This window comes from Nitrosospira multiformis (genome assembly GCF_003050865.1).
Taxonomy (GTDB): domain Bacteria; phylum Pseudomonadota; class Gammaproteobacteria; order Burkholderiales; family Nitrosomonadaceae; genus Nitrosospira; species Nitrosospira multiformis_E.
On record NZ_QAOK01000012.1, the window covers coordinates 1 to 24,707 of the forward strand.

The window sequence follows — 24,707 nt, forward strand, 5'->3', positions numbered from 1 at the left end:
GAGAATCACTTCGGCTTTGAAGGCGTCGCCTGGTACTGGCACTTCGTGGACGTCGTCTGGCTGGGCCTGTTCATATTTGTATACTGGCTGATATAAGAAGGGCAGCCAGATAACCAGGATGCAGAGCATCCTGGTTCAAAGTGGAATAAAGCCGAAGTAGGTTCCAACCATCAGAAGGGTGAACAGAAAAAGCGACAATCCAATACGCAAGGTCAGGGACTTGACAACACGTGTGTCATTTCCCTTGTCCTTGACCAGATAATAGAGCGCGGATCCCAGGCTGGCAAATATGAGAAACAGAAGCAGTACGATAACGATTTTCAAGGCCTTATCCCGGAATTGTTAAGTCTTCAGGAAGAAGTTTAGCCGAGTTTCGCATCCTATCCAATGACTATTTCAGGCTGGCGTTTTACGCCACGATTATGGTCAACAGTAGCTGCAATAGCTGTGATAACGGTTATGGTGCAACTCGGTAACTGGCAGCTCTCGCGAGCGCAGGAAAAGGAATCCCGGCAGGAGCGGCTCGACCGTCTTTCACAGGAGCCGGCAATTACGCTCCCTGATCACCCGGTAAAGCTTGAAGATTTTCAATATCATCAGGTTGAAGCCCGGGGCGAATACGTACCGGGACACACGATTTATCTTGATAACAAGATATACAAGGGTATCGCGGGCTATCAGATTGTAACTCCATTGAGAATCGGCAACAGTGAGATGCACGTTCTGGTAAACCGGGGATGGATAGCGGCAAGCCGCGATCGGAGTAAATTGCCGGAAGTGGCTACACCAGGTGGAAAGATTTTCGTTTCGGGCATTGCAACGACAGCAATGCAAAAAACCCTGGAATTGTCTCCCGATCAGGTGGCAGGCCAGGTATGGGAAAATCTGGACCCCGAACGTTATCGAAGCAGCACTGGCTTGAAACTACAGCCGGTGATGATCCTGCAGAAAGATCAAACGAATGATGGTTTGGTGCGGGAATGGGTTCGGCCTGATTCCGGCTCAGCCAAGAATATCGGGTATGCCTTCCAATGGTTTGCGATGGCTCTCGCCGTATTGATTATTTATCTGGTGCTAAGTGTCAAACGAGAGCGTTACTAGAAAGAATAGACGGACGCTGATACTGTTGGCGCTGGTATTGAGTGCGCCCTTTATAGCCTCCTATACACTGTACTTCTGGAATGTGCGGCCTCAGTCCGTAAATTACGGGGATCTGATCGAGGTCAGGCAATTGAAAGGGACAGGGCTGAACGACGCGGACCGGACAATTTTTCGCATGCGCGACCTTCGCGGCAAGTGGGTGCTGATGTCGATCGACTCGGGTGCGTGTGACAAGCAATGCCAGAAGAAGCTCTATTACATGCGTCAGGTGCGTACCTATCAAAACGCCGAAATGGATCGCATCGAGCGTTTGTGGCTGATCGATGACGAGCAGAAGCCTTCCCCCGAAGTACTGAGCGACTACGAGGGAATGCATGTCATCCTGGCGAAAAACAGTGAGTTGCTCAAGGAGGTTCCGGCCCCCGGTTCACAGCATGATCATATTTATCTGATAGACCCCATTGGAAACCTGATGATGCGGTTTCCAAAGGATCCCGACCCTGGAAAGATGGCGAAAGACATCAAGCGGCTGCTCAAGGTATCCCAACTGGAACACGCAATGGGTACGGATATGAAACACTGAATGAAAGATGCGGCAACTGAATGGGTGTGAGCAGCAGAGACTGCTCTTGCACATAGACCAGTCGTGATTCACATTGATTTGTCGAAACGGCGGGCGCCGAACCCGCGATAATTAGGAGACGAAACGTTATGGCTACAACGAGTATTGCTTGGCAGCAAACTGCTTCGCGTGTGCAGCAGTTTTACCGGTTAACCAAGCCGCGAGTTGTATCGCTTATTGTTTTTACAGCCGTTATAGGCATGTTTCTGGCCGTTCCGGGCGTTGTACCCCTGGATACGCTCATCTTTGCCACCGTGGGGATAGCGTTCGTTGCCGGCGCTGCCGCAGCGGTCAACTGCCTTGTCGAGCAGAAAATCGATGCGGTCATGGCCCGCACGCGTGGGCGTCCGCTGCCTCGCGGCACCGTTACCTCGCCTGAAACCTTTGTGTTCCTGGCGCTTGTTGGCGGCGCGGGTCTGCTGATACTGCATCAACTGGTCAATCCGTTGACCATGTGGCTCACGCTTGGGACCTTTGTCGGCTATGCGATTATCTACACTGTGATCTTGAAGCCGATGACCCCGCAAAATATCGTCATCGGCGGCGCTTCCGGCGCAATGCCGCCAGTTCTGGGCTGGGCTGCGGTAACGGGTGAAGTGTCGGCTGACGCCCTGCTTTTATTTCTGATCATTTTTGCATGGACGCCGCCTCATTTCTGGGCGCTTGCACTCTATCGGAAACTGGAATACGCAAAGGTTGGCATGCCGATGCTGCCGGTAACCCACGGCGACAAATTTACGCGCCTGCATGTTCTGCTGTACACGCTGATACTCATCGCGGTGACATTGATGCCCTATGCCACCCAAATGAGCGGGCTTATCTATCTGGTCGGCGCGATAGTGCTGGATGCGATATTTTTATACTATGCAATAAAAATCTACCTCAGCTACAGTGATCAATTGGCCCGAAGCGCGTTTCGCTACTCGATCATTTATCTGGCAGCGTTGTTTGCCGTACTGCTGGTAGACCATTACATACGTTTCTAAGGGGCATGCGTGAGGCATTGGCCGCACTATTACAAACTTGTAGTATGGTTGGCAGCGGCGCTACTGATGGCGCCGCTCCTTTCAGCATGTAGCAAGACGGAAAAGCCGGCGTTTCTTTCGACGGACATCACCGGCGCCGATTTCGGCAAGGATTTCAACCTCACCGATCACAACGGGAAGATGCGAGCCCTTGCCGACTTCAAGGGCCAGGTCGTCACGGTATTTTTCGGCTACACTCACTGTCCTGATGCCTGCCCTGCGACTATGGCCAATCTTGCGGCGGCGATGGATATGCTGGGCGCTGATGCAGCGCGTGTGCAGGTACTGTTTATTACAGTCGATCCCGAGCGCGACCGCCCTGAAGTTCTCCAGGCCTACCTGTCTGCCTTCAATCCCAGCTTCCTCGGCCTGTATGGCGACGAACGTGCGATAAAGAAGACTGCCAAGGAATTTAACGTCGTCTACCAGAAACAGCAAGGCGGCGCCCACCAGCATGACAGCGTGGACCACTCCACCGGAACCTACATCTACGATACAAAGGGGAAATTGCGACTATACGTCAGCAATGACAAAGGCGCTGATGTCTTCGCACATGATATCTCCCAACTTCTGAAAACTTCGGATTAGAAAGGCGCTTTGCTGATATCGAGTTGAATAATTGAACAAATACGGCGATGTTCTCGTTGCCGATCCACAAGCCAGACATCCCTATGGAAACAATTTCCCGGGATTAAGAATGTTATTGGGATCAAACACGCGTTTGATTTCCTTCATGAGCTCCATGGTGGCAGGATCGATTTCTTTTCCGATATAAGCTCTTTTCTCGCTGCCCACACCGTGCTCTCCTGACAAGGTGCCATTGAGTTCGATTACAAGGTCGAATATCTCGTTCAGGCACATTTCCGCCCGCTGCATCTCGTCCGCGGACTCCGGATTCACCAACAGGTTGACATGAATATTGCCGTTTCCGGCATGACCAAAATTGACGTTGGAAAGGCGATGCTTCGCGCTCAATTTGGTGAGTCCCAGCAGAAACTCTGGCAGAGCCGAAACTGGCACGACTACGTCCTCATTGATTTTTTTTGGCGCAATATCTCTCAATAACGGCGATAATGTTTTTCTGGCTCGCCACAGCGTTGCAGCATCTGCTGTTGGGGTGGCCTGAATTAATCCGTTGCCCCCGCAAGCCCTGAGAACAGCGTCACGTGACTCTACGACTGAGTGCTCGGTACCATCCACTTCGATCATCAGCATGGCCCGCGCATCTGCAGGAAGCATACCGGGGAAGCGCCCCCTGATCAGATTCAGGGAGCCGGCATCGAGAAACTCCAGCGCACTGGGAGTCTGCGAAAGCGCCATGATCCGGACAATGGCGTCAGTGCAGCCGGCAAGGTCGCTATAATAGGCTGTCACGCCTCCCAGTGCCTGGGGAAGCGGGGTGAGCTTGAGCGTTGCCTCGGTAATAACTGCCAGTGTACCTTCGGAGCCTATCAGAAGCCGGGTGAGGTCGTACCCCACGACGCCCTTGGTCGTATAGCAACCCGTCCGGATCACTTCGCCCTTGCCGGTAACCGCCTTTACTCCCAGTACATGATCGCGGGTAGTTCCATACTTTACCGCGTGCGGCCCACCGGCTGAGGTGGCAAGGTTTCCCCCTATACTCGAAAAAGCCGCACTGGAAGGATCCGGGGGCCAGAAGAAACCATGCGTTCTTGCAATATCCTGCACTGTCTGGTTTATAACCCCCGGCTCAGCAACGAGTACGCGATTGGCAGGATCAACCTTGATGATGTGCATCATCCGTTCCATCGATAACGCAATTCCACCGGATTCCGGAAGGCTGCCGCCCGAGGTGCCGGTGCCTCGCCCCCGAGGTACAAGCGGGATCCTGGTCTCGTTACAGAATCTCACTGCTACCTGAATTTCCAGGGGAGACAACGGAAATACCACGGCATCGGGCGGAAAAACCTTCCGGGTATTATCGTACGCATACGCATAACAATCCACCGGATCGGTATAGACCCGATCTGGTGGAAACAGCTTGCCGAGCTGCGCAATATGTGTGGCAGAAAGCATCAAGGATGGGCGAAAAGACAGATCATTCCAAGGATACGGAACTGGAAAATCGCCTCGTCTTCTTCATTCAGCAAGGCCGGAAGCTTACTCCATGTACTCGAACACCTTCACCACCTTCTTGACACCGTCGACCCGCTTGGCCAGATCTTCAGCATTCTCCGCTTCCTCTCCCTTTACAAGTCCAAGCAAATAGACAATGCCGTCCTCGGTGACAACCTTGACGTGGTTGGCCTGAAACCGACCCGAGTCCATAAAGTGCCCCTTCACCAAAGAAGTGATCAGTGTGTCATTGCCGCGGGAGGTAAACGAGCTTGGGCTGCCGACGGTAATTTCATTGGTTACCTCACGCACGTTTTCAACATTGCTCACGAGATTGCCAATTTCTTCTTTTATTGTTTCAGAAGGCACCTCGCCGGTGAGCAGGACGTTCCGGTTGAAACTGGTGATATTCACGTGAACGTCCGAGCTGAATTTCTCACTGATACGCTGACCGCTTCTAAACTCGATACTCTCATCCTCTACAAACATACCACTTGTACGGCGGTCCTGCGACATTGCAACCCCGGTCCCGACCCCGGCTGCCATCCCCCCGGCGGCTATCAGGCCGCAGGCAGACAAAAACGGAAGCAGGAAAAAAACCAGCAAGAGCGATTTCAATTCAAGATATTGCATCGATTTCCCCAATAAACGATAAACGTACAATAATATGCATCTGCGCTGAAGATATATCGGATCCCGGTTATGGCAAGCGGTGTATCGAAAGTTCAGGGTCACGCACGCAGGCATCTCGGGAAACCAGTAAAATGATGCCTTTAAAAAAGGAATATTTCAAACGGAATGAGTACCCATGCCAGCGGGACCATGCATCAGTCCAAAGCGGCAACCAGTATTACGGATAGTTACCATCAAAAGCATTCCTGATCCATTCGATGTCGCGCCCATCATTGCCGGACAACAACACGGCGTCGAAGCGGCAACAGGGCTCGGTTCTCAGCGAGAGCAGATAATGCCGGGCTGCACGCACCACCTTGCGTTGTTTCGATAAAGTGATACTGGAGCCTGCGCCCCCAAAATTCCGGTTCGTACGCATCCGCACTTCGACAAACACGAGAGTTTCCCCATCGCGCATGATGAGATCAATTTCACCAAAACGGCACCGGTAGTTTCTTTGTACCAGCACAAGCTTGTGCCCGGCAAGAAACGCTTCCGCGTACCGCTCGGCCTGGTTCCCCTTCAACCTAAGGTTCATTTCCCGCTATCCTTGCAAAACGCATCAATTCCCACCCCATTTTGCATGGGGAATCAAACGCCATGGATATTTTAAAATCCAGTCATTGGTAATCATCCTCAGAACAGAGCCTGTGGAAATCGCTTGCATGGACCAATCTAAAGCAACTGTAATCCCCGCTACGTTATACGTCGTCGCCACACCTATAGGTAACCTGCGTGATATCACATTGAGAGCCCTCGATGTGCTTGCAGCGGTTGACGTCGTTGCGGCGGAGGACACCCGTACGACAAAGCATCTGCTTACCCGCTACGCCATCTCAAAAACGCTATTCGCCCTGCACCGCCACAACGAAAGTGCGTTGTTTACAAAAATTGCCGGACTGCTTTCGCAAGGCAAAACGGTGGCCATAGTGACCGATGCGGGCACTCCGGCAATCTCGGATCCGGGTGGGCTTGTCGTCAGATTTGTAAGGGAGCAGGGTTTCAAAGTCGTGCCGATTCCAGGTTGCAACGCGGCAACATGCGCCCTGTCCGTTGCCGGCATATCCAATCCACATTTTCTGTTTTACGGTTTCCTTCCCACCAGCAGCGGCCCGCGGCGCCGTGCGCTTGCCAACCTGAAGCCGCATCCCTACAGCCTCATATTTTACGAAGCGCCACATCGTATTCTCGAGTGTATAGCGGATATGACGGAGGTATTCGGAAGGGATCGCAGGATTATATTTGCCAGGGAACTGACAAAGGTGTTCGAGACCATTCATGGGTGCCCCCTGGGTGAGGCGCTTGCCTGGCTGGAGGCTGATTCCGATCGCCGCAAGGGCGAGTTTGTACTCATTTTGTCGGGGGCTGAGCCTTCGAAGGAAGCCGAGCTGAGCGAGCAGGCGCGCAGCACACTTCAGCTGTTGATGCACGAATTGCCCCTCAAGCAGGCGGTGAGGCTGACTGCGGAAATCAGCGGCGAAAGTAAAAACAGACTTTATTCACTGGCACTCTCACTTCAGCCTCATTCAAATTCCTGAAAGATGGATATGGTACAGTTGCTTCCGGCTCCTCAATGGGGGAGCGCTGGCACAAGGATGAGCCCGCGTTTATAATGTCGGGCTCGCATGGCCACCGTCATTGGTGGTGCGAGTGGGGGCAGTTCCCCATCGATATTTATTTTTTTGGAGAGATCGACTATGAAAACACCTGCTACCTTCTATCACGCTGGCTGTCCCGTATGTGTCGAGGCCGAGCATCAGATTGCTGAAGCCCTGGATCCCGATCGCTACGAGGTTGAACTCGTACATCTTGGCGAGCAAAAGGACAAGATCGCGGCTGCCGAAGCGGCTGGCGTTAAGTCTGTTCCCGCCCTGGTAATCAACGGAGCACCTTTCCACATCAACTTTGGCGCCCCCATGTCGGCGTTGAAGTCCTAATCGAGAAGACGGCGGGCACTATGCCCGCCAACAAACCGCCCGCCCTATAGCTGCCGGTAACCCAGGGAGTAATATCTGCCACTCCCGTGTCTGTCCCGATTGGGTTCCGATCCGCGGCAATCGCCGCGTTACAATCAGTTCGTCAAACAACCGGTTCGCTTCGCCTCGCATTCCGCTTCGGTACGTGCCCAGGGGTGACGGTAACAGAACCTCATCTTGTTCTGATTCAGATGCTACTCCTGATATGAACGCGACAAGCACTGAATCTCCTCTATACTTCCAAATATTACAACAGCTCTCAGGAGAAGCTCATGGAGCTCATATTGTGGCGTCATGCCGAGGCTGAAGATGGCATTCCCGATAGTGCACGGGAACTTACCGATAAAGGGCGAAAACAGGCTGACCTCGTGGCCGCCTGGCTCAAGCCCAGACTGCCAAAGAACACGCGCATCATTGTCAGCCCAACCCAGCGTACCCAGCAGACGGCTTCCGCGCTCGACAAAGATTTTGAGACGGTCAGGGAAATCGGCCCCGGTGTTTCCCCGAAGGCGGTTTTGAAGGCAGCAGGATGGCCCGATGCGAAAGGTGCGGTGCTCGTGGTAGGTCATCAGCCTACGCTCGGGGAAGTCGCCGCTTTGCTCATGTCAGGTGATCCCGCGCAATGGACCATCCGGAAAGGTTCGATATGGTGGTTCGCCCAGAAAAAAGGGAACCCCAATCTGGGGGAGTTACTGCTCCAGGCCGTCGTTTCTCCCGACACGCTGCAGGCAGGAGATCGATAAGCGTTCCGTCTTTTTAAGGTTTCGGTATTCTGCCCCGTACCGGCTCGGCCTTATCAATTGCGCCGTACTGCTCCGATGGAATTCCAGCGATCCCAAGCGCCATAATGGCTCCTGATCGGCCCAACCGGCAGCGCGAGCAGAATCAGCAGTATGCCCGCCGTGACGCTGGCTACCGCTCCCAAAAAGAGGTAGCTGCGGGGAATCAGCAGGACGCCGTCAAGGCTGCTTTTGCCATCAGCATGTGCAGGTCGTGTAAAATGTGCGCAAAGCTGTTTCCTGTCAATTGCAAATGCGGTATCACGGCTGTCGGAAAGATAGTAAATGCTCACGTTAAAGGATATGGGCTCCTGGCCTCTTTGCTAAAGGCCGAAAGAAGAAGCTCGTGGTTTTGCCAACCGCGAAGTATTTATCCTTTCTTCCAGCTGCTTGCCCCAAGGCAAGGGCTGAATCAATGTTAATCAACATGACGAATCAACAGATGCCATCGGGACATCCTCTCGAGCGCCAGCCTCTGGGTCTGCTGTGCCTTGCCGCGCTGGGAGTGGTTTACGGGGATATCGGAACAAGCCCGTTATACGTCATGAAGACGGTTTTCGACCCCATCCATGGACTTGCTGTCACCGAGAGCAACGTGATCGGTATCATTTCGCTCATTTTCTGGACGATCATGATCGTGGTGTCGCTCAAATACGTAACGTTGATCCTGCGGGCCGACAATCACGGTGAAGGCGGGATCATGGCGTTGCTATCGCTGGCCAGCTCATCCGTCACAGACCGTCCGCGGTTGCACAACATTCTGTTTCTCATCGGCGCATTCGGGGCAGCACTGTTTTTTGGCGATGGTGTTATCACGCCTGCCATTTCAGTATTGAGCGCAGTCGAGGGTCTTGAAGTTGCCACACCGCTGCTCCAGCCTTACGTGCTACCCATCACCGTGGCTGTGCTGATCGCGCTTTTCATGCTGCAACAGCGAGGAACGGGGGGAATTGGCGCCTTGTTCGGGCCCGTCATGGTGATATGGTTCGTCAGCCTGGGACTTATAGGTTTGATCAATATCGCGGGCGCGCCACAGATCGTCGCGGCATTCAATCCCATGTATGCCTTTGCCTTTTGTATCAGTAATGGCTGGCTGGCATTTATTGCCCTGGGAGCGGTGGTGCTGGCAGTGACAGGGGGCGAGGCGCTTTATGCGGATATGGGACACTTTGGCGCGAAGCCGATCCGGTTGGCCTGGTATGGAGGCGTTCTTCCCGCCCTTACATTGAACTATCTGGGGCAAGGCGCACTGCTGCTGTCCAATCCATCCGCAATCTCTAATCCTTTCTTTCTGCTGTTTCCTTCATGGGCGCTTTATGGCGCGGTAGCTCTGGCGACTGCCGCCACCGTGATCGCCTCGCAGTCCGTCATCTCCGGTGTTTTCTCGGTGACCAGGCAAGCCATTCAGTTGGGCTTCCTGCCGCGCATGCAGATCCGGCACACCTCGGAACGTAAGATCGGGCAGATATACATCCCGTTTGTCAACTGGACTCTGCTGTCGGTTGTCCTCATGGCGGTACTGGGCTTCGGTTCATCCTCCAATCTTGCCTCGGCATATGGGGTAGCGGTCACGACCACGATGGTTATCGAAACCACGCTCACTTTTTTCGTGCTCCGCTATGCCTGGAATTATCCATTCCTCCTGGGCATCCTGGTAACTGCATTTTTCCTGACGATCGACAGTGCGTTCTTCTCCGCCACCATACTGAAAGTTGCCCAGGGGGGCTGGTTCCCGCTCGTAATCGGGTCCGTCATTTTTTTCATTATGATCACCTGGAGTCGTGGGCGGCAAATTCTGGTCGATCACCTGCGATCGGTTGCCATACCGCTCCAATCCTTCCTCGAATCGCTTATCGCACATCCCCCCACAAGGGTCGCCGGTACCTCGGTTTTCTTGACGGCCAATCCCGACGGTGTACCCCACGCCCTGTTGCATAATCTTGCCCATAACCAGGTCCTGCATGAGCGTGTGGTTTTCCTCACGGTGGCATACCAGGAAACTCCCTGGGTGCCGGTAGAGCAGCGGGTCTCGATAAAACCCCTGATGGAAAACTGTTACCAGATCACGGTGCGGTACGGCTTCAAGGATGAGGCGAATCTGCCGTATGCACTCGAATTGTGCGAACCGCATGGCCTCGTGTTCGAACCCTTGAGGACCTCCTACTTCCTGAGCCGCGAGATCGTGGTGCCCAGTCCGGGTGCCGGCATGTCCCTGTGGCGTGAACGCCTGTTCGCGGCAATGGTGCGCAACGCCAGCAATGCCGCGGAATACTTCAAACTGCCGGCAAACCGTGTACTTGAACTAGGGGCGAGAGTGGAGATTTAGAGATGCTGTTCCTCCGCTTCAGTTACCTCTGCCTCGAGCGACGGTAACTGCCGCTTCCTCTCAAAACCCGCTTCGGCGGGTTTTTGTTTAACCAGCTCGATATTTCTAACAAATCGACGGGCCGCGCAAAACGTAAAGCTTGGCATTTTTAGTATCCCTTATCCATTTATCCGTAAAACCCAATGTCGATTAGATTGCTAGCTTGAGGAATTTCAGCGTGACCATTGAAGCATCAACGTGAATGCGCTCCGAATAAACGAACGGTATCCAGGCATTCACGGTATCGGTTTCGCCAAATATATCCCCTCGTCACAGCTTGCCGTCCATACTGAAGAAGTACGTGCGGAAGGTTTCCCATCCTATAAAGTTCAGGAGCTGTGTAAGTTAGAATTTAGGGGACCGGTGAACCAATACTCCAGGTTTGAACACTCACAACCAGCAGAATTACCAGCAGAACTACCTGAGCCAGAAGATCTTCTGACCGATATCATGACACTCAAAAATTGGCGCGAGGAATACATGGAATGCTTCCTCCCTACAGCGGCTGGATAACAGCATGAAACTCTTCCATACCTCCGACTGGCACATTGGCCGGACCCTATATGGCAGAAAACGGTACGAGGAATTCGAGGCATTTCTGACATGGCTGGCAGAGATGATTCAGAGGAACGAAATTGATGCCCTTCTGGTAGCCGGTGATATCTTTGATACCAGCGCTCCAAGCAATCGTGCCCAGGAACTCTATTATCGTTTTCTCTGGAAGGTAGCAGCTTCATCATGCCGCCATGTGATCATCGTCGCGGGTAATCACGATTCCCCTTCATTTCTCAATGCACCCAAGGAGCTGCTCAAAGCCCTTGATGTCCATGTAATCGGTAGCACCTCCGAATCTCTTGAAGATGAAGTACTGGTGCTCCGAAATGAGCAAGATGTGTCCGAACTGATTGTCTGCGCTGTGCCGTATCTTCGTGACAAAGACATCCGCGTGGCGGAAGCCGGCGAGAGTGTCGAGGATAAGGAACGGAAGCTGCTCGCCGGTATTCGCGATCACTACGCTGCCATAGCCGCCCTGGCCGAACAGAAGCGCATGGAGCTTGGGGTAGATATTCCCATCGTTGCCACGGGCCACCTTTTCGCCGCTGGAGGGCAAACTATCGAGGGTGACGGTGTGCGGGACCTTTATGTCGGTTCGCTGGCTCATGTGAGCGCCGGGATTTTTCCTGCATCCTTCAGCTACCTGGCGCTTGGCCACCTCCATGTCCCGCAGAAGGTAAACGGTTCCGAAATCATACGATACAGTGGTTCTCCTCTACCCATGGGGTTCGGGGAGGCTAGACAACAGAAGAGCGTTTGCCAGGTTGAATTCCACAGTACTGCGGCGTCTGTTCAACTGATCGATGTGCCGGTGTTTCAGAAGCTCGAACGTATCAAGGGAGACTGGGGCGGTATCTCCACCCAGATTCGTAAACTGTCAGCGACCGGCTCTCAAGCATGGCTCGAAGTCATCTACGAAGGTGAAGAAGTAATCGGCGATCTGCGCGAGCGTCTGGAAATCGCGATTACCGGCACTCAAATGGAAATTCTGCGGGTGAAGAACAATCATATTATCGATCGCGTCCTTGGAAAAATCCATGAAGAAGAAACACTGGACGATCTCAGTGTGAACGACGTATTCGAGCGATGCCTGACCGTACATGAAGTGCCTGAAGACCAGCGGCCAGAATTACTTCGTGCTTATCAGGAAGCGCTTTCGTCTCTCTATGAGGACGACATGCAAGCGGAATAGAGAGGCTGTGGATGAAGATATTGCAGGTACGATTCAAGAATCTGAATTCGCTGGTGGGTGAATGGGAAATCGACCTGACGCACCCGGCCTTTACCTCCGACGGTATTTTTGCCATCGCCGGTCCGACCGGTGCCGGCAAGACAACCATCCTCGATGCCATTTGCCTCGCTCTCTACGGGCGGACGCCCCGGCTGAGCAAGGTCACCAAAAGCGGAAACGAGATAATGTCTCGTCAGATCGGCGAATGCTTTGCTGAAGTGACATTTGAAACTCAGGCCGGTCGTTTCCGTTGCCACTGGAGCCAGCACCGGGCACGTAAAAAACCGGATGGCGAACTTCAGGCTCCGAAACATGAGATTGCTCATGCCGATTCAGGGGAGATTTTGGAATCCAAGATCAAGGGGGTCGCCGACCAGATCGAGGCGGCTACCGGTATGGATTTTGACCAATTTACCCGATCCATGTTGCTGGCTCAGGGAGGCTTTGCCGCATTCCTGCAGGCGTTACCTGATGAGCGGGCGCCGATCCTGGAGCAGATAACGGGCACGGAGATTTATAGCAAGATATCCATCCGCGTCCATGAGCGCCAGCGTGAAGAGCGGGAAAAACTGAATCTGTTTCAGGCTGAAACAGCCGGTATCGTGATTCTGGAGCAGGAACAGGAAAAGGATATTCAACAGGAACTCGAGTCAAAACAGAAAGAAGAGTCCGGTCTGACCAGAAAATTAATGGATACGGATAAAGCCATCACGTGGGTGAAGGCCGTAGATGGACTGAGGAAGGAAATCGACAACCTGACAGCGGAAGCGAGCAAACTGCAAGCCGACATCGGCATTTTTAAACCAGAGCGTGACAAACTCAGCCGGGCAATTCAGGCAGCGTCACTGGAGGGTTCCTACGCGACGCTGACCGCAATCCGAACACAACATGCGGATGAGCAGAAGGCACTGAAAACTGAGGAAGCAGCCCTTCCTGAACTGGCATCCTCTGCAAAGGCACAGGCCGAATCCCTGAAATCGACTGAGCAGCAGTCCACCGGAGCCAAAGCGGAGCTGGAAGTTGCTTTACCGCTCATCAGGAAGGTTCGTTCCCTCGATCAGACGCTTGCCGACCGGAAAAAGGCTATCTCGAAAGATGAAGACAGCTGCAGAAAGGACGCGATAAAGATCGATGCTGACAAACAGGCCAAGCTGAAAGAACAGGGAAAACGCGCCGATGCTGAAAAGAATCTGAAGGTTGCTGAAGATTATCTCAAGGAGAACGCTCAGGATGAGTGGCTGATAAGCGGTCTAGCCGGTGTTGAGGAACAACTGGACAATTTGCTCTCCAGGCAGAAGGAAATAGCTCAAAAAGAGGCCGATAAAGAGAAGGCAGTGACGGCTCTGGAACAGGCAACAAGAAAACTAGCTGCCTGCCGGAGGCAATGCGGGGCTCGGAAACAGGAGCTGGAGAACACATCAAAGAATCTCCAACAAGGCAAAGATAAATTAAGCCAGTTATTGGGTGACCGGCTGTTGCGTGAATACCGCACAGAAAAGGAAATCCTGCTTCGAGAAATGGTTCTTCTGAAAAAAATAGCGGAACTTGAAGATCACCGGGCTAAATTGGAAGATGGCAAACCATGCCCGCTTTGTGGCGCGACAGAGCATCCATTTGCGGAGGGCAACGTTCCCATTCCCGATGAAATCGAACGGAAGATTGAGGCGCTCGACAGACTGATAAGCAAGGCTGAGGATCATGAAACCGCCATCAGACATTTTGAGGAAGCCGAAGGCACAGCCCGTAAAAATTTGATGGACGGTGAAAAACAGGAAATAACAGCGATTAATGACAAAAAAACTGCCGAGCAAGCCCTTGCCGAGCTGCAGGAATATCTGGAAAAACTCCAAACTGATATTACCGCGCTGAAGCAGGCTGTATCAGCCAAACTCCAACCACTTGGCATTGCGGAAATTCTGGATTCCAATGTTTTGTCACTGCTGGAATCCCTTCGAGAGCGTGTTAAAGCATGGCAGATACAGGTCAAGAGAAAGACTGATATCGAGAAGCAGATTGGAGATTTCGATAGCGAGTTGAAAAGGTTGGACGCAGTCATTGAAACTCAAAGCAATGCATTAAATGAAAAACGGGAATATCTGGAGTCCCTCAAAAAGGATTACGCCGCTGGATGTAAAGAGCGGAAAGAACTGTACGGTGATAAAGATCCTGATGATGAAGAACGCCGTTTGAACAGGGGTATTTCCGTTTCAGAGGAGGTCGAAAGGAAGGCCAGAGTCCTGCATAATGATCTTCAGCAGAAATTGAATGCTGCCAAGACTCAAATTGAAGCTCTGAAAAAGCGCATTGGTCAAAGAGACCCGGAACTGAAGGAGCTGGAAGCCGAATTTGCAGAAGCATTTGGATTAGCCGGTTTTTCAGATGAAAAACAGTTTCTTGAAGCCAGACTCACGGTTGGGCAAAGGGATGCGCTATCTGCAAAGGCAAAGAATCTGGACGATCACCAAATAGATCTCAAGGCCAGACAAAAGGATCGAGAAGCGCGTTTGGACACGGAAGCTGCGAGGAAGATTACCGACAAATCTCTTGAGGAACTGGAACCGCAATTCAAGGATTACGAGGAGTCCCTGAGACAGCTACGGGATACTATTACCCGTCTCAAACACAGACTGAGCGAGAATGCTGCTGCCAAAGAACGGCTGGAGGCAAAGCAAGCGGCTATCGAGGCTCAAAAAATAGAGTGCCGCCGCTGGGAAAATCTGCACGAATTGATTGGCTCAGCAGATGGAAAGAAATACCGGAATTTTGCCCAAGGGCTGACCTTTGAGATGATGATTAGCCATGCTAACCGGCAACTTCATAAAATGACCGATCGCTATCTGCTGGTTCGCGATGATACTCAGCCCTTGGAACTCAACGTTGTTGACAACTATCAGGCGGGTGGGATTCGATCCACGAAAAACCTTTCAGGTGGCGAGAGTTTCATCGTCAGTTTGTCGCTGGCGTTGGGGTTGTCTCACATGGCCAGCAAAAACGTTCGAGTGGATTCGCTTTTTCTGGATGAAGGCTTCGGCACGTTGGACGAAGAAGCACTGGATACTGCTCTGGAAACTCTTGCGAGCTTGCAGCAGGACGGTAAGTTGATTGGCGTGATCTCGCATGTCCCAACTCTCAAGGAGCGCATCAGCACACAGATTCTGGTAATTCCTCAAACCGGTGGAAGGAGCGAGATATCTGGACCAGGCTGCAGAAGAAACATAACCGGTCAGACTTCTATTTAACCGTACGGTTTACATATTCCATCATGGCGTTTTGGTGAGCGCGGCTTGGCCTGATAAATTTTTGCTTCAGGCTAGTCGTCCCGCCATTGCTTTTCCTTGTGATCGTGTCGAAAATATTTCCAAAAGCAGTTATTCATTCCATGCATATCTTTATAAGGTGATGAAAATTGGTCATTATTATAATAGGCATAGATTTTGCTTCCTAGAGATTAAGTGAGGAGCTCAAGTTATGCGAAAGCATGGAGGGCGCCGTGAGAATTTCGACCTGCGAATTTTATCTTGACAAATAAAGATGGTTATAGTAGTTCGAACATATCCAGTATGTGCTATTGTTTCCTTCGAATTAGGTATACTGTTATTTATCAATAAATGGCAAGTTCAGAAATTGATGAGTACAGCATATGGTTCAAACGCACTCTACATACGCGAGAGGCTATATCATGTCTGAAAAGCAATCAAATAAACAAGAATCAGAGCCACTCAGTTTGAAAGAACAAGCTGGCAATTTGCCTGAATCGAGCAGGAGGCGCTTACTCAAGGGTACGGTAGCCATTCCCATAATCATGACCCTGCGCAGTGGTGCGGCACTGGCGCGTACGAGCAATCTCGTGGGACCTACTGAAGATATAAATAGCGCACAGAAGGATGAAAATGGGGATTTATATTGTGTTCATCCAAGCTCAGAGGCATATACGGGCACTGGTCCTGTTGATCTTGGAGCCAGTCCAACCGCCACCGTCAATCCGATAAACGATGCAAATGGCGTTACGGATCTGCAAGCTCAAGCTACAGCATGCCAAAACGGGGGTGGAGTTCTGATATCTGCAACTGCCTGGAGTTCTGTTCTGCCAAAGTTGAGCAGTATCTCAACCATCACGACGTAAATCGCATTGGTCCGATAGCGGACTCTCCAACACCAAGAGCGTGCCTTCAAAAGTTTGCTGGCGGTCGGTCAGCTTCTCATTCCTGCAGATCCAGGAATGGAATGAGGAATTCACCGTATTCCAACCTGATTCGGGGAAAACCCATTTTCTGAATCGGATGGGAATGCAGATTCTTTCGACTCTTGACAGTCTCCCGCGTCGGCAAATGATGTCTGCATTCTCCTGGCTGAGCAATTCCAGTTGCCGCAAGACCAGAATTTTTTCCAGCAGATCATAAAGACTCTTCATCATCTTGACGAGCTTGGCCTGATTGAGAAGGCAGAATAGGAACCGTCGATGTGATAGTGGGACAGATCCCGTTCAGCGAATTTTTCTCGTTGCTCTCAAACCAGGGGCTCAGGGTCAAGATGGGTCCCTTCAATGTGCAAATCCGCACAGCGTCTTCAACCCTTGCGGAGCATTTATACAGCCTCTATGGGGATTACGAACTGGTGGAGCGTGATCTCGCCGAGTTTCACGTGCAGATTAGTCCAGTACGGCTCATAAAAAAGCCATTCTCTCCCCATGCCCGTTTTTTTCTTGATGGGCGCTCGTTATCTCCACCGTTTCCCGCGGAGCAAGCACTTGCAGCACTTGAATGGGGCATTAATCTCGCGATTGCGGCAAGGATCAATCATTTATTATTATTCCATTCAGCCATAGTCGAGAGAAATGGTTACGCAGTAATACTTCCTGCATGGCCAGGCAGTGGCAAAACCACGTTATGTACAGCCTTGGTGCATCGGGGATATCGGTTGTTCTCGGATGAATTTGGACTGATGGATCCCGGTCGTGAAATTTTTTTACCTATTCCAAGACTGATGCCACTCAAGAATGAGTCTATCCGTGCCATAAGAAATTACCTGCCGGAAGCAACTCTCGGACCTGAAATAAGAAATACGCACAAAGGTACAATTGCGTATGTTCGTCCTCCCACTGAAAGTATCGCGCGCTCCGACGAAACTGCAAAGGCAAAGTGGATTATATTCCCCAAATGGATGTCTGATGCCCCGCTCAGATTGGAGACTCTTCCTGACTCAGAAGCTTTTCTCCTTTTAGCCAGTAACTCATTCAATTATGAAGTTTTGGGCGATACGAGTTTCCAGGCTGTCACCCGCCTCATAAGAAGCTGCCGCTGCTATAAACTGATCTATTCGGATTTTGACGCCGCATTAACTGCTATAGATGCGTTGACTGATGACATATAAGCCACCAGCGCACCACTCGCTGTTATTGAACGCGCTTATTAACCCAGCGTCTCTGGTTGAATATAATGCGACAAAATGGGAGCTATTATTACGATCGGCGAGAAAGGTGAAGCTACTGGGTCGCCTTGCGATAGAGCTCAAAAATAGAGGGCTTCTGGATCATATTCCATTACGGGCGGCAAATCTACTGCAATCCAGCCTCATTCAGGTAAAGAGACTACAGCAAATCACACACTGGGAATTGAACCGGATTTCGTGGGCACTAAAGGATACGGGCGCACCGGTCGTCGCCCTGAAGGGGGTTGCTTATTCTCTTGCTGGAGTGCCTGAATCAGACGGTCGAATTTATGTTGATCTGGACATCATGGTTCCAAAAGATCGGTTATCAGACGTTGAATCAACACTGACGAAGAAAGGATGGGTGCATCATCATAAGCTTTCCGCCTATGATGAACATTACTATCGTGCATGGAGCCATGAAATACCACCCCTGGTTCATTCTGAGCGAGAAACGGAAGTCGATATCCATCACACGCTCTCCCCGCCGACAAGCAGGTTGGAAATAAATACCGGTTTGCTATTGAGTGCTGCTGTGGCAGTCGGCAATTCCGGCTACAGGATCCTCTGCCCGGTCGACATGGTGCTCCACTGCGCTGTTAACTTGTTCCAGAATAATGAGCTGGCAGATGATTTGCGCGATTTACTCGATATTCACGACCTATTGCTGTTTTTCAGTAAAAATGAAAAGGACTTCTGGAAAAAATTAATAGAACGTGCAAATCAGTTGAGTCTTGGCAGGTCTCTTTTTTATGGGCTGTACTTCAGCCGTTTCATTTTTCAAACGCCGATTCCTGAAAATTTGGAAAACGATCTGAATGAAAAGCCCAATCCGCTTTCACGAAGGATCATGCATTACCTCGTTCCACAAGCGTTATTCCCATTGCATCCGGACAAACATTCCAGGCATGCTCTGGTAGCTCGTTCATTGCTGTATCTGCGCAGTCACTGGATACGGATGCCAATTCACCTTTTAGTCCCGCATCTTGCGTATAAAACTTATTTATCAATATTCCCAGCAAAGCAGTAGGCGCCTCCGCTGAAAAGTTGATGCCGAACGATGAAACCCGCGAAGGTGAAATCCGGAGCGTGGAATTAAGCACGAATCGAGCGAACTACTGGACTGTACATTCGTCATTTTCTCAGTAGAGTTCCGCCGATTCGTTCTCACCGATATATTTGGAGGTGAGGTAAACCAGATTATAGGAAGCATGCCGCAGCTGAACATTGGTGTTTCTCTGCTCATCTGCTTGACGGCTCTTCAAGGTCTTACCGGATTTTTCTATGGGTGAAACAAGAAAATGGCGCGCCCAACACGATTCGAACGTGTGACCCCCGCCTTCGGAGGGCGGTACTCTATCCAGCTGAGCTATGGGCGCGGATGAAAGGCATTTTTGAATCGGGCGCATAGGATAACGCTTTTTAACCGCTCCGTCCAACCTGAATAAAACCGCTTTTGCTTGAATACGTGAATCTATACAATAAACGTTTTTAACGTTTATTACTGGGGAGTTATTGTGAGCGACGTTGAAGATGAAGGACATTCCACGCCTATCCAGACACCGGGCCAGTTGATTGTTGTCGTCCTGGCCGCTTTCATAGTTCCAGTCGTTGTTTTATCACTCATCGGACGATTTGCCGTTGAAAGCTCGGTGGATCCAAACAGTCCTGCTTTTTCGGAAGAAGCCGTAGCGAAGCGTCTTCATCCGGTGGGCAAGCTGGTGATTGCAGGCGATTCCACCCAACCCCAGGCGCAAGCAGGGGAAGGCGCAGTCTTGGCTGCGACCGCTCCGGCAACCGCCAGCGCCGCTCCTGCGGCGGAAGGCCCGGCGGAAAAAGCCAAGACAATTTACACCGCTAGTTGCGCCGCCTGTCACGCCACCGGCGCCGCCGGTGCCCCCAAAGTGGGAGACAATGCAGCATGGGCGCCCCGCATCAAGACAGGCACGGAGACGCTTTATACCAGCGCATTGAAAGGCAAGAATGCCATGCCGCCCAAAGGTGGAAACGCGGGACTGTCTGATGACGACGTCAAAGCCGTGGTCGACTACATGGTCAGCCAGTCCAAATGACCTGCTGAGAAGTTGAAGGTGGAGCGGGATGCGGCGGGCGATAGGGAGAATTTCATATCGCCCTTGTTTTTCTCAAGGTAACTCAGTTTATTTCGTTGCCTTCAGCCTGTTGGCAATCGTCTTTCCATCTCATGGCCATTTACGCAATCGGTGACTTGCAAGGTTGCTATCGGGAATTCCGGGAACTCCTCGACCTGGTCCGTTTCGACGAAACGAAAGACAAGCTGTGGCTGGTGGGAGACCTGGTCAACCGCGGTCCGGACTCGCTCTCGGTATTGCGCTTCATAAAAGAGCTGAACGATTCCGCAATAATGGTACTGGGCAATCATGATCTGCATCTGCTCATGGTTGCGGAAGGGTGCGCGGAGCTAAACCGAAGCGATACCTTGCAGAACATCCTCGATGCACCCGATCGGGATGAACTGCTCGATTGGCTGCGGCAACAGAAGCTGTTGCATGTGGACGGAAACTACGTCATGGTGCACGCTGGCCTGTTGCCTTCCTGGAGTGTCGAACAGGCGCAAGCGCTTGCTGCGCTGGTAGAGAGCGCCTTACGGGGAAGCGAATTCCATGAATTTTGCCGTCAGATGTACGGGAACCGGCCGGATCATTGGAATGAAACCCTCAACGGGTATGAACGGCTGCGTGTAATCGTCAATGCCATGACACGCATGCGAGTCTGTACTCCCCATGGAAGAATGGATTTTGCCCATAAGGGTTCGGTCAAGGACATTCCTCCCGGCTATTTGCCCTGGTTCGATGCCCCGGAGCGAGCCAGCCGGAAGGCAACCGTCATCTGCGGTCACTGGTCAGCACTGGGTCTTGAGATCAGGAGCAATCTGATGGCCCTCGATACCGGGTGCTTATGGGGAGGCAGCCTTACGGCTGTTCGTCTAGAGGATCGGAAGGTTTTCCAGACGGCTTGTGGGGCAGGGGGAGCGACAAGGCGTTGGCAATAGCGTGCTCCGCGCTTCGTGCAAGCTCGCGGCGATTTTTCCCATGACTATCGATCGCCTCCGTAAAGACGAGTTCGACATCGATGTGCGGCTGACTCAATACTTGCCTTACCGATTCAAGTAATGAAATACGAAAGTATGCCGCAGCCTTGCTGATGTTACCGGCCATGTCGGTATAGCGGATTGCCACCGGATGCAGCATCGCCGACACGCTCACCGCAGGTTGCAGCAACGAGGCATGGAAATGATGGAGTATGGTGCCGTCGCTGGTGCCACCCTCAGGAAATACCGCTACCCGATCGCCATTGTTGAGCGCCTCTGCAATGTGGTCGTTTATTCTGGCCGTGTCTCTGCGCTTCGTGCGCTCGATGAACAAGGTACCCACATTATTGCTCAGCCAACCAAACAGGGGCCAGCCCCGGATTTCAGATTTTGCGACAAACCGGGCCGGGCATACGCTGATAATCGAATACACATCCAGCCAGGATACATGATTGGCCGCCAGCATTACGCGCTGTGTTTCCGCGACAGGCAATATGCCTTGATGGCGCACTCTGACTCCCAGAATTGAAAGAAGCCGCGCTGACCATTTTTGCGCCATGCATCTCTGGGTCCTTTGACCGACATGCGGATAGATCGCGGATTGAATCAATCCGGAAGCGATGTGAAGCAGAAGGCGAATCCAGCGTACTGCTCTTGTCAGCTGGCTGGCGGTGAGACTGGTTGTAACGTTGGGCATGCCGTAATATTAGCGCATTCCGGACACGGGAATCCAAGCAACCGGAAGCTGGGGTTCACATCTCTTGCCTAGTACCAAGGTCATCTAATGGGTAACGCGGGAGACTCCGCCACCCGATAAAATCCTTACCCGTTCGCCAGGCCTGAATTCTTCGTCGGCTGCCTGCATGATGGCAACAAGGGAACCGTTGTCGAGTCTCACCGTAATTTCAACTCCCTTCCGGCCGGTTACACCTTCCTCCGCCACCTGGCCGAGCAGACCTCCGCCCACTGCTCCGGCAAGGGCTCCCAGGGCGCCGAGCCACCCATGTGCAATCTGAGCGCCACCGATTCCACCGGCGACACCCCCTGCTACTGTCCCGAGGCCGCTACGCGTGCCTTCCAGTCTTACTTCACGCACGCTTTCGACCACACCCGTTCGCACGCTCTGCTCCTGCCGCGCCTCGCCGCGAGCATAGTCGCTTCCCCCTTGTCCTGCAACGCAGCCGTTCAAAAGCACCGCACCTGAGCAGAGGAAGGTTATGGCTAAAATGTGCTGTTTCATTGCGACCTCTCATTCTATAGAATGCGATTGCCGAAAACCTCAAAGTAGCGCTGGTCGATCTCATCCCGGGTGAAGCGGTGGTTCTGTCCCCCACGCTGGCCAATTTTCAGTGCCCCCATGAGTGAACCGAGCTGCCCAGCACTTTGCCAATCCATTCCCTTGGCGATTCCATAAAGCAAGCCTGCCCGATATGCATCGCCACAACCGGTGGGGTCGACCACTCTATCCGGCTTAACGCACGGGATCTCGATCTGTTGACCGTCCGCGTAAACTGTCGATCCTTGTGCGCCCTTTGTGACAATCAATCCCTTTACAAGTTTCGCCAGCGCCTCCATCGTGAGGCCGGTTCGTTCCTGCAGCAACTGCCCCTCATAATCGTTGGTGGCGACATAGTCCGCCTTATGGATGAAATCGATCAACTCCTCGCCATTGAACATGGGCAGTCCCTGGCCAGGGTCGAACATGAAGGGAACACCTGCTTCATGAAACTCGCGTGCATGCTGCAACATGCCGTCACGCCCGTCGGGCGCCACGATGCCGAGGCTCACGTTTTCCGCAGCAGCGATGTGATTTTCATGCGAACTGTTCATTGCTCCCGGATGAAAAGCGGTTATCTGGTTGTCGGCCAGATCCGTGGTGATGAACGCCTGGGCAGTGAATGAGCCTTGCACGTGCCGTATATGTGTTTGCGCCAGATTCAGACCTGAAAGGCGTTCCGCATACGGCTGATAATCATCCCCCACCGTTGCCATAATGAGGGGAGAACCTCCCATCATCTGTAAATTGTAGGCGATATTGCCGGCACAGCCGCCAAATTCCCTGCGCATATCCGGCACCAGGAAAGCAACGTTCAGTATATGAATTTTTTCCGGCAGGATATGGTTCCTGAAATGATCGCCGAACACCATAATGGTGTCATAGGCGATGGAGCCGCAAATGAGTGTATGCATGGGAAGCGCCCGGAAAGTCTGAATCGTTAAGCTACGCTTACGCTTGGGATTGCGGTGAGGGTTTCAGTCCTGGTTACGCTTATGTTGCGCGTGGGTGCTTTCCAGGCCAGATCCGGCTCGCGCGCGGCCTTTACGTCATCCAGCCGGCGGACGGGCGTGGTATGAGGGGCGTTTTTCACCAAGTCCGGCTGCGTATGGGCTTCCTCCAGGATTTCCTTCATTGCTGTTACGAAGGCGTCCAGCGTCTCCTTCGATTCGGTTTCGGCCGGTTCAATCAGCAGGCATTCCGGCACGAGGAGCGGAAAATAGGTCGTTGGGGCATGGTAACCCTTATCAAGCAGACGCTTGGCGAGGTTCATCGCGGTGATGCCGGTTTTTTCCTTCAGATCCTTCAGGGTAACGATAAATTCATGGCTGGCCCTGCGGTTGGGATAGGCGATCTCGAAACCCGCCTTTCGCAGTTCCGCCATGAGGTAGTTGGCGTTGAGCGCCGCAAACTCGGCCACTCGATGCATGCCTTCCGCCCCGAGCAGGCGTACGTACACATAGGCGCGCAACAGAACGCCTGCGTTCCCCATGTGCGCCGAAAGTCTTCCGATCGATTGAGGTATCTCCTTCTCCGTTTGCCAGCGATAGGTCCCGTTTTCAAATGCCACGATAGGCACAGGCATAAACGGCAACAGTCGCGGGGCGACCCCCACCGGAGCCGAGCCGGGGCCTCCGCCGCCATGCGGGGTGGAAAACGTCTTGTGAAGATTGATGTGAATGACGTCAAAGCCCATGTCGCCTGGCTTGACCTTGCCAAGTATGGCGTTCAGGTTTGCGCCATCGTAATAGAGCAATCCACCTGCTTGATGAACAATCCTGCTCATCTCGGCGACATTCTCTTCAAATACACCGAGCGTGGAAGGGTTGGTCAGCATCAGCCCGGCTGTCTTCGGACCGACCGCTGCTTTCAGGGCAGCCATGTCCACATTACCTTCCTTGTCGGTGGCAATCTCCACGACCTTGTAGCCGCACATGACCGCTGTGGCAGGATTAGTGCCATGCGCCGCGTCCGGAACGATGATTTCGGTTCGGGCGGTGTCCCCCCGCGACTCATGATAGGCGCGTATCATCGCGATCCCGATCAGCTCGCCCTGTGCGCCCGCCATTGGCGTAAGGCTTACCCCGGCCATACCGGTTACATCTTTCAGAATTTCCTGCAGCTCGTACATGCACGCAAGAAATCCTTGACCTGTGCTTTCCGGCGATCTGGGATGGCGGGCCAGAAACTGGGGCAGCATCGCAAGTGAATTGCACGCCCTCGGGTTGTACTTCATCGTGCAGGAACCCAACGGATAAAAATGCGTGTCTATCGAAAAATTCTTTTGCGACAGCCGTGTGTAGTGGCGCACCGCGTCCATCTCGGACACTTCCGGCAGCAGCGGCAGGGTTTTGCGCAACAGCTTCTCCGGAATATCCATTGCTTCCGCAGCTTTCGGAGATTGGGAATAATTGCGCCGGCCAGGGCGAGAATGTTCAAATATCAGCATGGGTTCAATCCGGTGTTTGCTAAGTGAATGTGGTGAAAGATATTGACAGGCAGGCGTCGCCTTCCTGTACCTCAGAGCTTGGG

The 24,707-nt window shown here is 52.5% G+C and carries 26 protein-coding genes and 1 tRNA gene; 17 read left to right on the forward strand and 10 right to left on the reverse strand.

The genetic code is table 11. From position 1 onward, the window contains the following. A partial coding sequence (locus C8R21_RS07695) for a cytochrome c oxidase subunit 3 (RefSeq protein WP_176980930.1) occupies positions 1-96 on the forward strand: 96 nt, incomplete at its 5' end. 39 nt (positions 97-135) lie between these two features. On the opposite strand, the gene C8R21_RS07700 is transcribed toward C8R21_RS07695, so the two are convergent. After that, on the reverse strand, positions 136-324 hold the full coding sequence (locus tag C8R21_RS07700) for a twin transmembrane helix small protein (protein WP_074973715.1): 189 nt from the start codon (positions 322-324) through the stop codon (positions 136-138). A 63-nt stretch (positions 325-387) separates the two neighbouring features. On the opposite strand from C8R21_RS07700, the gene C8R21_RS07705 reads away from it, so the two are divergent. The 4 genes from C8R21_RS07705 (at position 388) to C8R21_RS07720 (ending at position 3,336) form a co-directional block, all read left to right on the forward strand. Continuing rightward, the gene (locus tag C8R21_RS07705) at positions 388-1,101 is read left to right on the forward strand and encodes an SURF1 family protein (protein WP_258192313.1); all 714 of its coding nucleotides are present in this window, start codon (positions 388-390) and stop codon (positions 1,099-1,101) included. A 37-nt stretch (positions 1,102-1,138) separates the two neighbouring features. Then, the gene (locus tag C8R21_RS07710) at positions 1,139-1,684 is read left to right on the forward strand and encodes an SCO family protein (protein ID WP_258192314.1); all 546 of its coding nucleotides are present in this window, start codon (positions 1,139-1,141) and stop codon (positions 1,682-1,684) included. 128 nt (positions 1,685-1,812) lie between these two features. Then, complete coding sequence (gene cyoE, locus C8R21_RS07715) at positions 1,813-2,709, forward strand: heme o synthase (protein ID WP_074973721.1); 897 nt, start codon at positions 1,813-1,815, stop codon at positions 2,707-2,709. A gap of 9 nt (positions 2,710-2,718) precedes the next feature. Next, complete coding sequence (locus C8R21_RS07720) at positions 2,719-3,336, forward strand: SCO family protein (RefSeq protein ID WP_107762185.1); 618 nt, start codon at positions 2,719-2,721, stop codon at positions 3,334-3,336. 81 nt (positions 3,337-3,417) lie between these two features. On the opposite strand, the gene C8R21_RS07725 is transcribed toward C8R21_RS07720, so the two are convergent. The 3 genes from C8R21_RS07725 to C8R21_RS07735 form a co-directional block, all read right to left on the reverse strand. Continuing rightward, on the reverse strand, positions 3,418-4,785 hold the full coding sequence (locus tag C8R21_RS07725; RefSeq protein ID WP_107762186.1) for an FAD-binding oxidoreductase: 1,368 nt from the start codon (positions 4,783-4,785) through the stop codon (positions 3,418-3,420). A gap of 84 nt (positions 4,786-4,869) precedes the next feature. After that, entirely contained in the window at positions 4,870-5,457 is a 588-nt protein-coding gene (locus C8R21_RS07730) for a BON domain-containing protein (RefSeq protein ID WP_107762187.1), read from the reverse strand. Between the two features lie 217 nt (positions 5,458-5,674). Next, the gene (locus C8R21_RS07735; protein ID WP_107762188.1) at positions 5,675-6,034 is read right to left on the reverse strand and encodes a YraN family protein; all 360 of its coding nucleotides are present in this window, start codon (positions 6,032-6,034) and stop codon (positions 5,675-5,677) included. A gap of 127 nt (positions 6,035-6,161) precedes the next feature. Here C8R21_RS07735 and rsmI point away from each other — a divergent pair, with 127 nt between their 5' ends. From rsmI to sixA, 3 genes are all read left to right on the forward strand, one after another. Next, entirely contained in the window at positions 6,162-7,034 is an 873-nt protein-coding gene (rsmI, locus tag C8R21_RS07740) for a 16S rRNA (cytidine(1402)-2'-O)-methyltransferase (protein ID WP_107762189.1), read from the forward strand. Positions 7,035-7,193: 159 nt separating this feature from the next. After that, positions 7,194-7,433, forward strand: a complete 240-nt coding sequence (locus C8R21_RS07745; protein ID WP_074748058.1) for a thioredoxin family protein — start codon at positions 7,194-7,196, stop codon at positions 7,431-7,433. A 311-nt stretch (positions 7,434-7,744) separates the two neighbouring features. Continuing rightward, the gene (sixA, locus tag C8R21_RS07750) at positions 7,745-8,215 is read left to right on the forward strand and encodes a phosphohistidine phosphatase SixA (RefSeq protein ID WP_107762190.1); all 471 of its coding nucleotides are present in this window, start codon (positions 7,745-7,747) and stop codon (positions 8,213-8,215) included. 53 nt (positions 8,216-8,268) lie between these two features. Here sixA and C8R21_RS07755 read toward each other — a convergent pair whose 3' ends face one another. After that, a complete protein-coding gene (locus C8R21_RS07755; RefSeq protein ID WP_107762191.1) occupies positions 8,269-8,544 on the reverse strand; it encodes a hypothetical protein in 276 nt (91 codons plus the stop codon). Positions 8,545-8,678: 134 nt separating this feature from the next. Here C8R21_RS07755 and C8R21_RS07760 point away from each other — a divergent pair, with 134 nt between their 5' ends. The 7 genes from C8R21_RS07760 (at position 8,679) to C8R21_RS07795 (ending at position 18,859) form a co-directional block, all read left to right on the forward strand. After that, positions 8,679-10,577: a potassium transporter Kup gene (locus C8R21_RS07760; RefSeq protein WP_107762192.1), complete on the forward strand. Its 1,899-nt coding sequence runs from the start codon at positions 8,679-8,681 to the stop codon at positions 10,575-10,577. A gap of 237 nt (positions 10,578-10,814) precedes the next feature. Continuing rightward, positions 10,815-11,129 (forward strand): CHASE domain-containing protein, encoded by a 315-nt coding sequence (locus C8R21_RS07765; RefSeq protein WP_181258879.1) that lies wholly within the window; start codon positions 10,815-10,817, stop codon positions 11,127-11,129. Between the two features lie 4 nt (positions 11,130-11,133). After that, positions 11,134-12,363: an exonuclease SbcCD subunit D C-terminal domain-containing protein gene (locus C8R21_RS07770; RefSeq protein WP_107762194.1), complete on the forward strand. Its 1,230-nt coding sequence runs from the start codon at positions 11,134-11,136 to the stop codon at positions 12,361-12,363. A gap of 11 nt (positions 12,364-12,374) precedes the next feature. Next, positions 12,375-15,641 (forward strand): AAA family ATPase, encoded by a 3,267-nt coding sequence (locus tag C8R21_RS07775; protein WP_107762195.1) that lies wholly within the window; start codon positions 12,375-12,377, stop codon positions 15,639-15,641. A 440-nt stretch (positions 15,642-16,081) separates the two neighbouring features. Beyond that, on the forward strand, positions 16,082-16,525 hold the full coding sequence (locus tag C8R21_RS07780) for a hypothetical protein (protein WP_107762196.1): 444 nt from the start codon (positions 16,082-16,084) through the stop codon (positions 16,523-16,525). A 344-nt stretch (positions 16,526-16,869) separates the two neighbouring features. Then, a complete protein-coding gene (locus C8R21_RS07790) occupies positions 16,870-17,772 on the forward strand; it encodes an HprK-related kinase A (protein WP_258192319.1) in 903 nt (300 codons plus the stop codon). Next, the gene (locus tag C8R21_RS07795) at positions 17,762-18,859 is read left to right on the forward strand and encodes a nucleotidyltransferase domain-containing protein (RefSeq protein WP_107762197.1); all 1,098 of its coding nucleotides are present in this window, start codon (positions 17,762-17,764) and stop codon (positions 18,857-18,859) included. The genes C8R21_RS07790 and C8R21_RS07795 overlap by 11 nt, the downstream gene beginning before the upstream one ends. A gap of 272 nt (positions 18,860-19,131) precedes the next feature. On the opposite strand, the gene C8R21_RS07800 is transcribed toward C8R21_RS07795, so the two are convergent. After that, positions 19,132-19,208 (reverse strand) — tRNA-Arg (locus C8R21_RS07800). A gap of 138 nt (positions 19,209-19,346) precedes the next feature. On the opposite strand from C8R21_RS07800, the gene C8R21_RS07805 reads away from it, so the two are divergent. Then, positions 19,347-19,901, forward strand: coding sequence for a c-type cytochrome (locus C8R21_RS07805; protein WP_107762198.1), 555 nt, complete (start codon positions 19,347-19,349; stop codon positions 19,899-19,901). Positions 19,902-20,032: 131 nt separating this feature from the next. Further along, the gene (locus C8R21_RS07810; RefSeq protein WP_107762199.1) at positions 20,033-20,860 is read left to right on the forward strand and encodes a symmetrical bis(5'-nucleosyl)-tetraphosphatase; all 828 of its coding nucleotides are present in this window, start codon (positions 20,033-20,035) and stop codon (positions 20,858-20,860) included. Here C8R21_RS07810 and C8R21_RS07815 read toward each other — a convergent pair. The 4 genes from C8R21_RS07815 to gcvPB all read right to left on the reverse strand — a co-directional run bounded on the left by C8R21_RS07815 (position 20,781) and on the right by gcvPB (position 24,633). Further along, positions 20,781-21,596 (reverse strand): lysophospholipid acyltransferase family protein, encoded by an 816-nt coding sequence (locus C8R21_RS07815; protein ID WP_258192315.1) that lies wholly within the window; start codon positions 21,594-21,596, stop codon positions 20,781-20,783. The two genes, C8R21_RS07810 and C8R21_RS07815, sit on opposite strands and share 80 nt — an antisense overlap. 84 nt (positions 21,597-21,680) lie before the next feature. Next, positions 21,681-22,139 carry an outer membrane lipoprotein gene (locus C8R21_RS07820; RefSeq protein ID WP_107762200.1) on the reverse strand — a complete coding sequence of 153 codons (459 nt, stop codon included), beginning with the start codon at positions 22,137-22,139 and terminating at the stop codon, positions 21,681-21,683. 14 nt (positions 22,140-22,153) lie between these two features. Beyond that, complete coding sequence (locus tag C8R21_RS07825; RefSeq protein WP_107762201.1) at positions 22,154-23,089, reverse strand: carbohydrate kinase family protein; 936 nt, start codon at positions 23,087-23,089, stop codon at positions 22,154-22,156. A gap of 26 nt (positions 23,090-23,115) precedes the next feature. Then, on the reverse strand, positions 23,116-24,633 hold the full coding sequence (gcvPB, locus tag C8R21_RS07830) for an aminomethyl-transferring glycine dehydrogenase subunit GcvPB (RefSeq protein WP_258192320.1): 1,518 nt from the start codon (positions 24,631-24,633) through the stop codon (positions 23,116-23,118). Between the last annotated feature and the right edge of the window lie 74 nt (positions 24,634-24,707).

Bases quoted from the DNA above. Each gene is read 5' to 3' on its own strand.
- C8R21_RS07810 (WP_107762199.1), top strand. From the start codon at position 20,033: ATGGCCATTTACGCAATCGGTGACTTGCAAGGTTGCTATCGGGAATTC.
- C8R21_RS07745 (WP_074748058.1), top strand. From the start codon at position 7,194: ATGAAAACACCTGCTACCTTCTATCACGCTGGCTGTCCCGTATGTGTC.
- C8R21_RS07770 (WP_107762194.1), top strand. From the start codon at position 11,134: ATGAAACTCTTCCATACCTCCGACTGGCACATTGGCCGGACCCTATAT.
- C8R21_RS07730 (WP_107762187.1), bottom strand. From the start codon at position 5,457: ATGCAATATCTTGAATTGAAATCGCTCTTGCTGGTTTTTTTCCTGCTT.
- C8R21_RS07795 (WP_107762197.1), top strand. From the start codon at position 17,762: ATGACATATAAGCCACCAGCGCACCACTCGCTGTTATTGAACGCGCTT.
- sixA (WP_107762190.1), top strand. From the start codon at position 7,745: ATGGAGCTCATATTGTGGCGTCATGCCGAGGCTGAAGATGGCATTCCC.
- C8R21_RS07780 (WP_107762196.1), top strand. From the start codon at position 16,082: ATGTCTGAAAAGCAATCAAATAAACAAGAATCAGAGCCACTCAGTTTG.
- C8R21_RS07760 (WP_107762192.1), top strand. From the start codon at position 8,679: ATGACGAATCAACAGATGCCATCGGGACATCCTCTCGAGCGCCAGCCT.
- C8R21_RS07735 (WP_107762188.1), bottom strand. From the start codon at position 6,034: ATGAACCTTAGGTTGAAGGGGAACCAGGCCGAGCGGTACGCGGAAGCG.
- C8R21_RS07725 (WP_107762186.1), bottom strand. From the start codon at position 4,785: ATGCTTTCTGCCACACATATTGCGCAGCTCGGCAAGCTGTTTCCACCA.
- cyoE (WP_074973721.1), top strand. From the start codon at position 1,813: ATGGCTACAACGAGTATTGCTTGGCAGCAAACTGCTTCGCGTGTGCAG.
- C8R21_RS07815 (WP_258192315.1), bottom strand. From the start codon at position 21,596: ATGCCCAACGTTACAACCAGTCTCACCGCCAGCCAGCTGACAAGAGCA.
- C8R21_RS07705 (WP_258192313.1), top strand. From the start codon at position 388: ATGACTATTTCAGGCTGGCGTTTTACGCCACGATTATGGTCAACAGTA.
- C8R21_RS07775 (WP_107762195.1), top strand. From the start codon at position 12,375: ATGAAGATATTGCAGGTACGATTCAAGAATCTGAATTCGCTGGTGGGT.
- C8R21_RS07820 (WP_107762200.1), bottom strand. From the start codon at position 22,139: ATGAAACAGCACATTTTAGCCATAACCTTCCTCTGCTCAGGTGCGGTG.
- C8R21_RS07825 (WP_107762201.1), bottom strand. From the start codon at position 23,089: ATGCATACACTCATTTGCGGCTCCATCGCCTATGACACCATTATGGTG.
- rsmI (WP_107762189.1), top strand. From the start codon at position 6,162: ATGGACCAATCTAAAGCAACTGTAATCCCCGCTACGTTATACGTCGTC.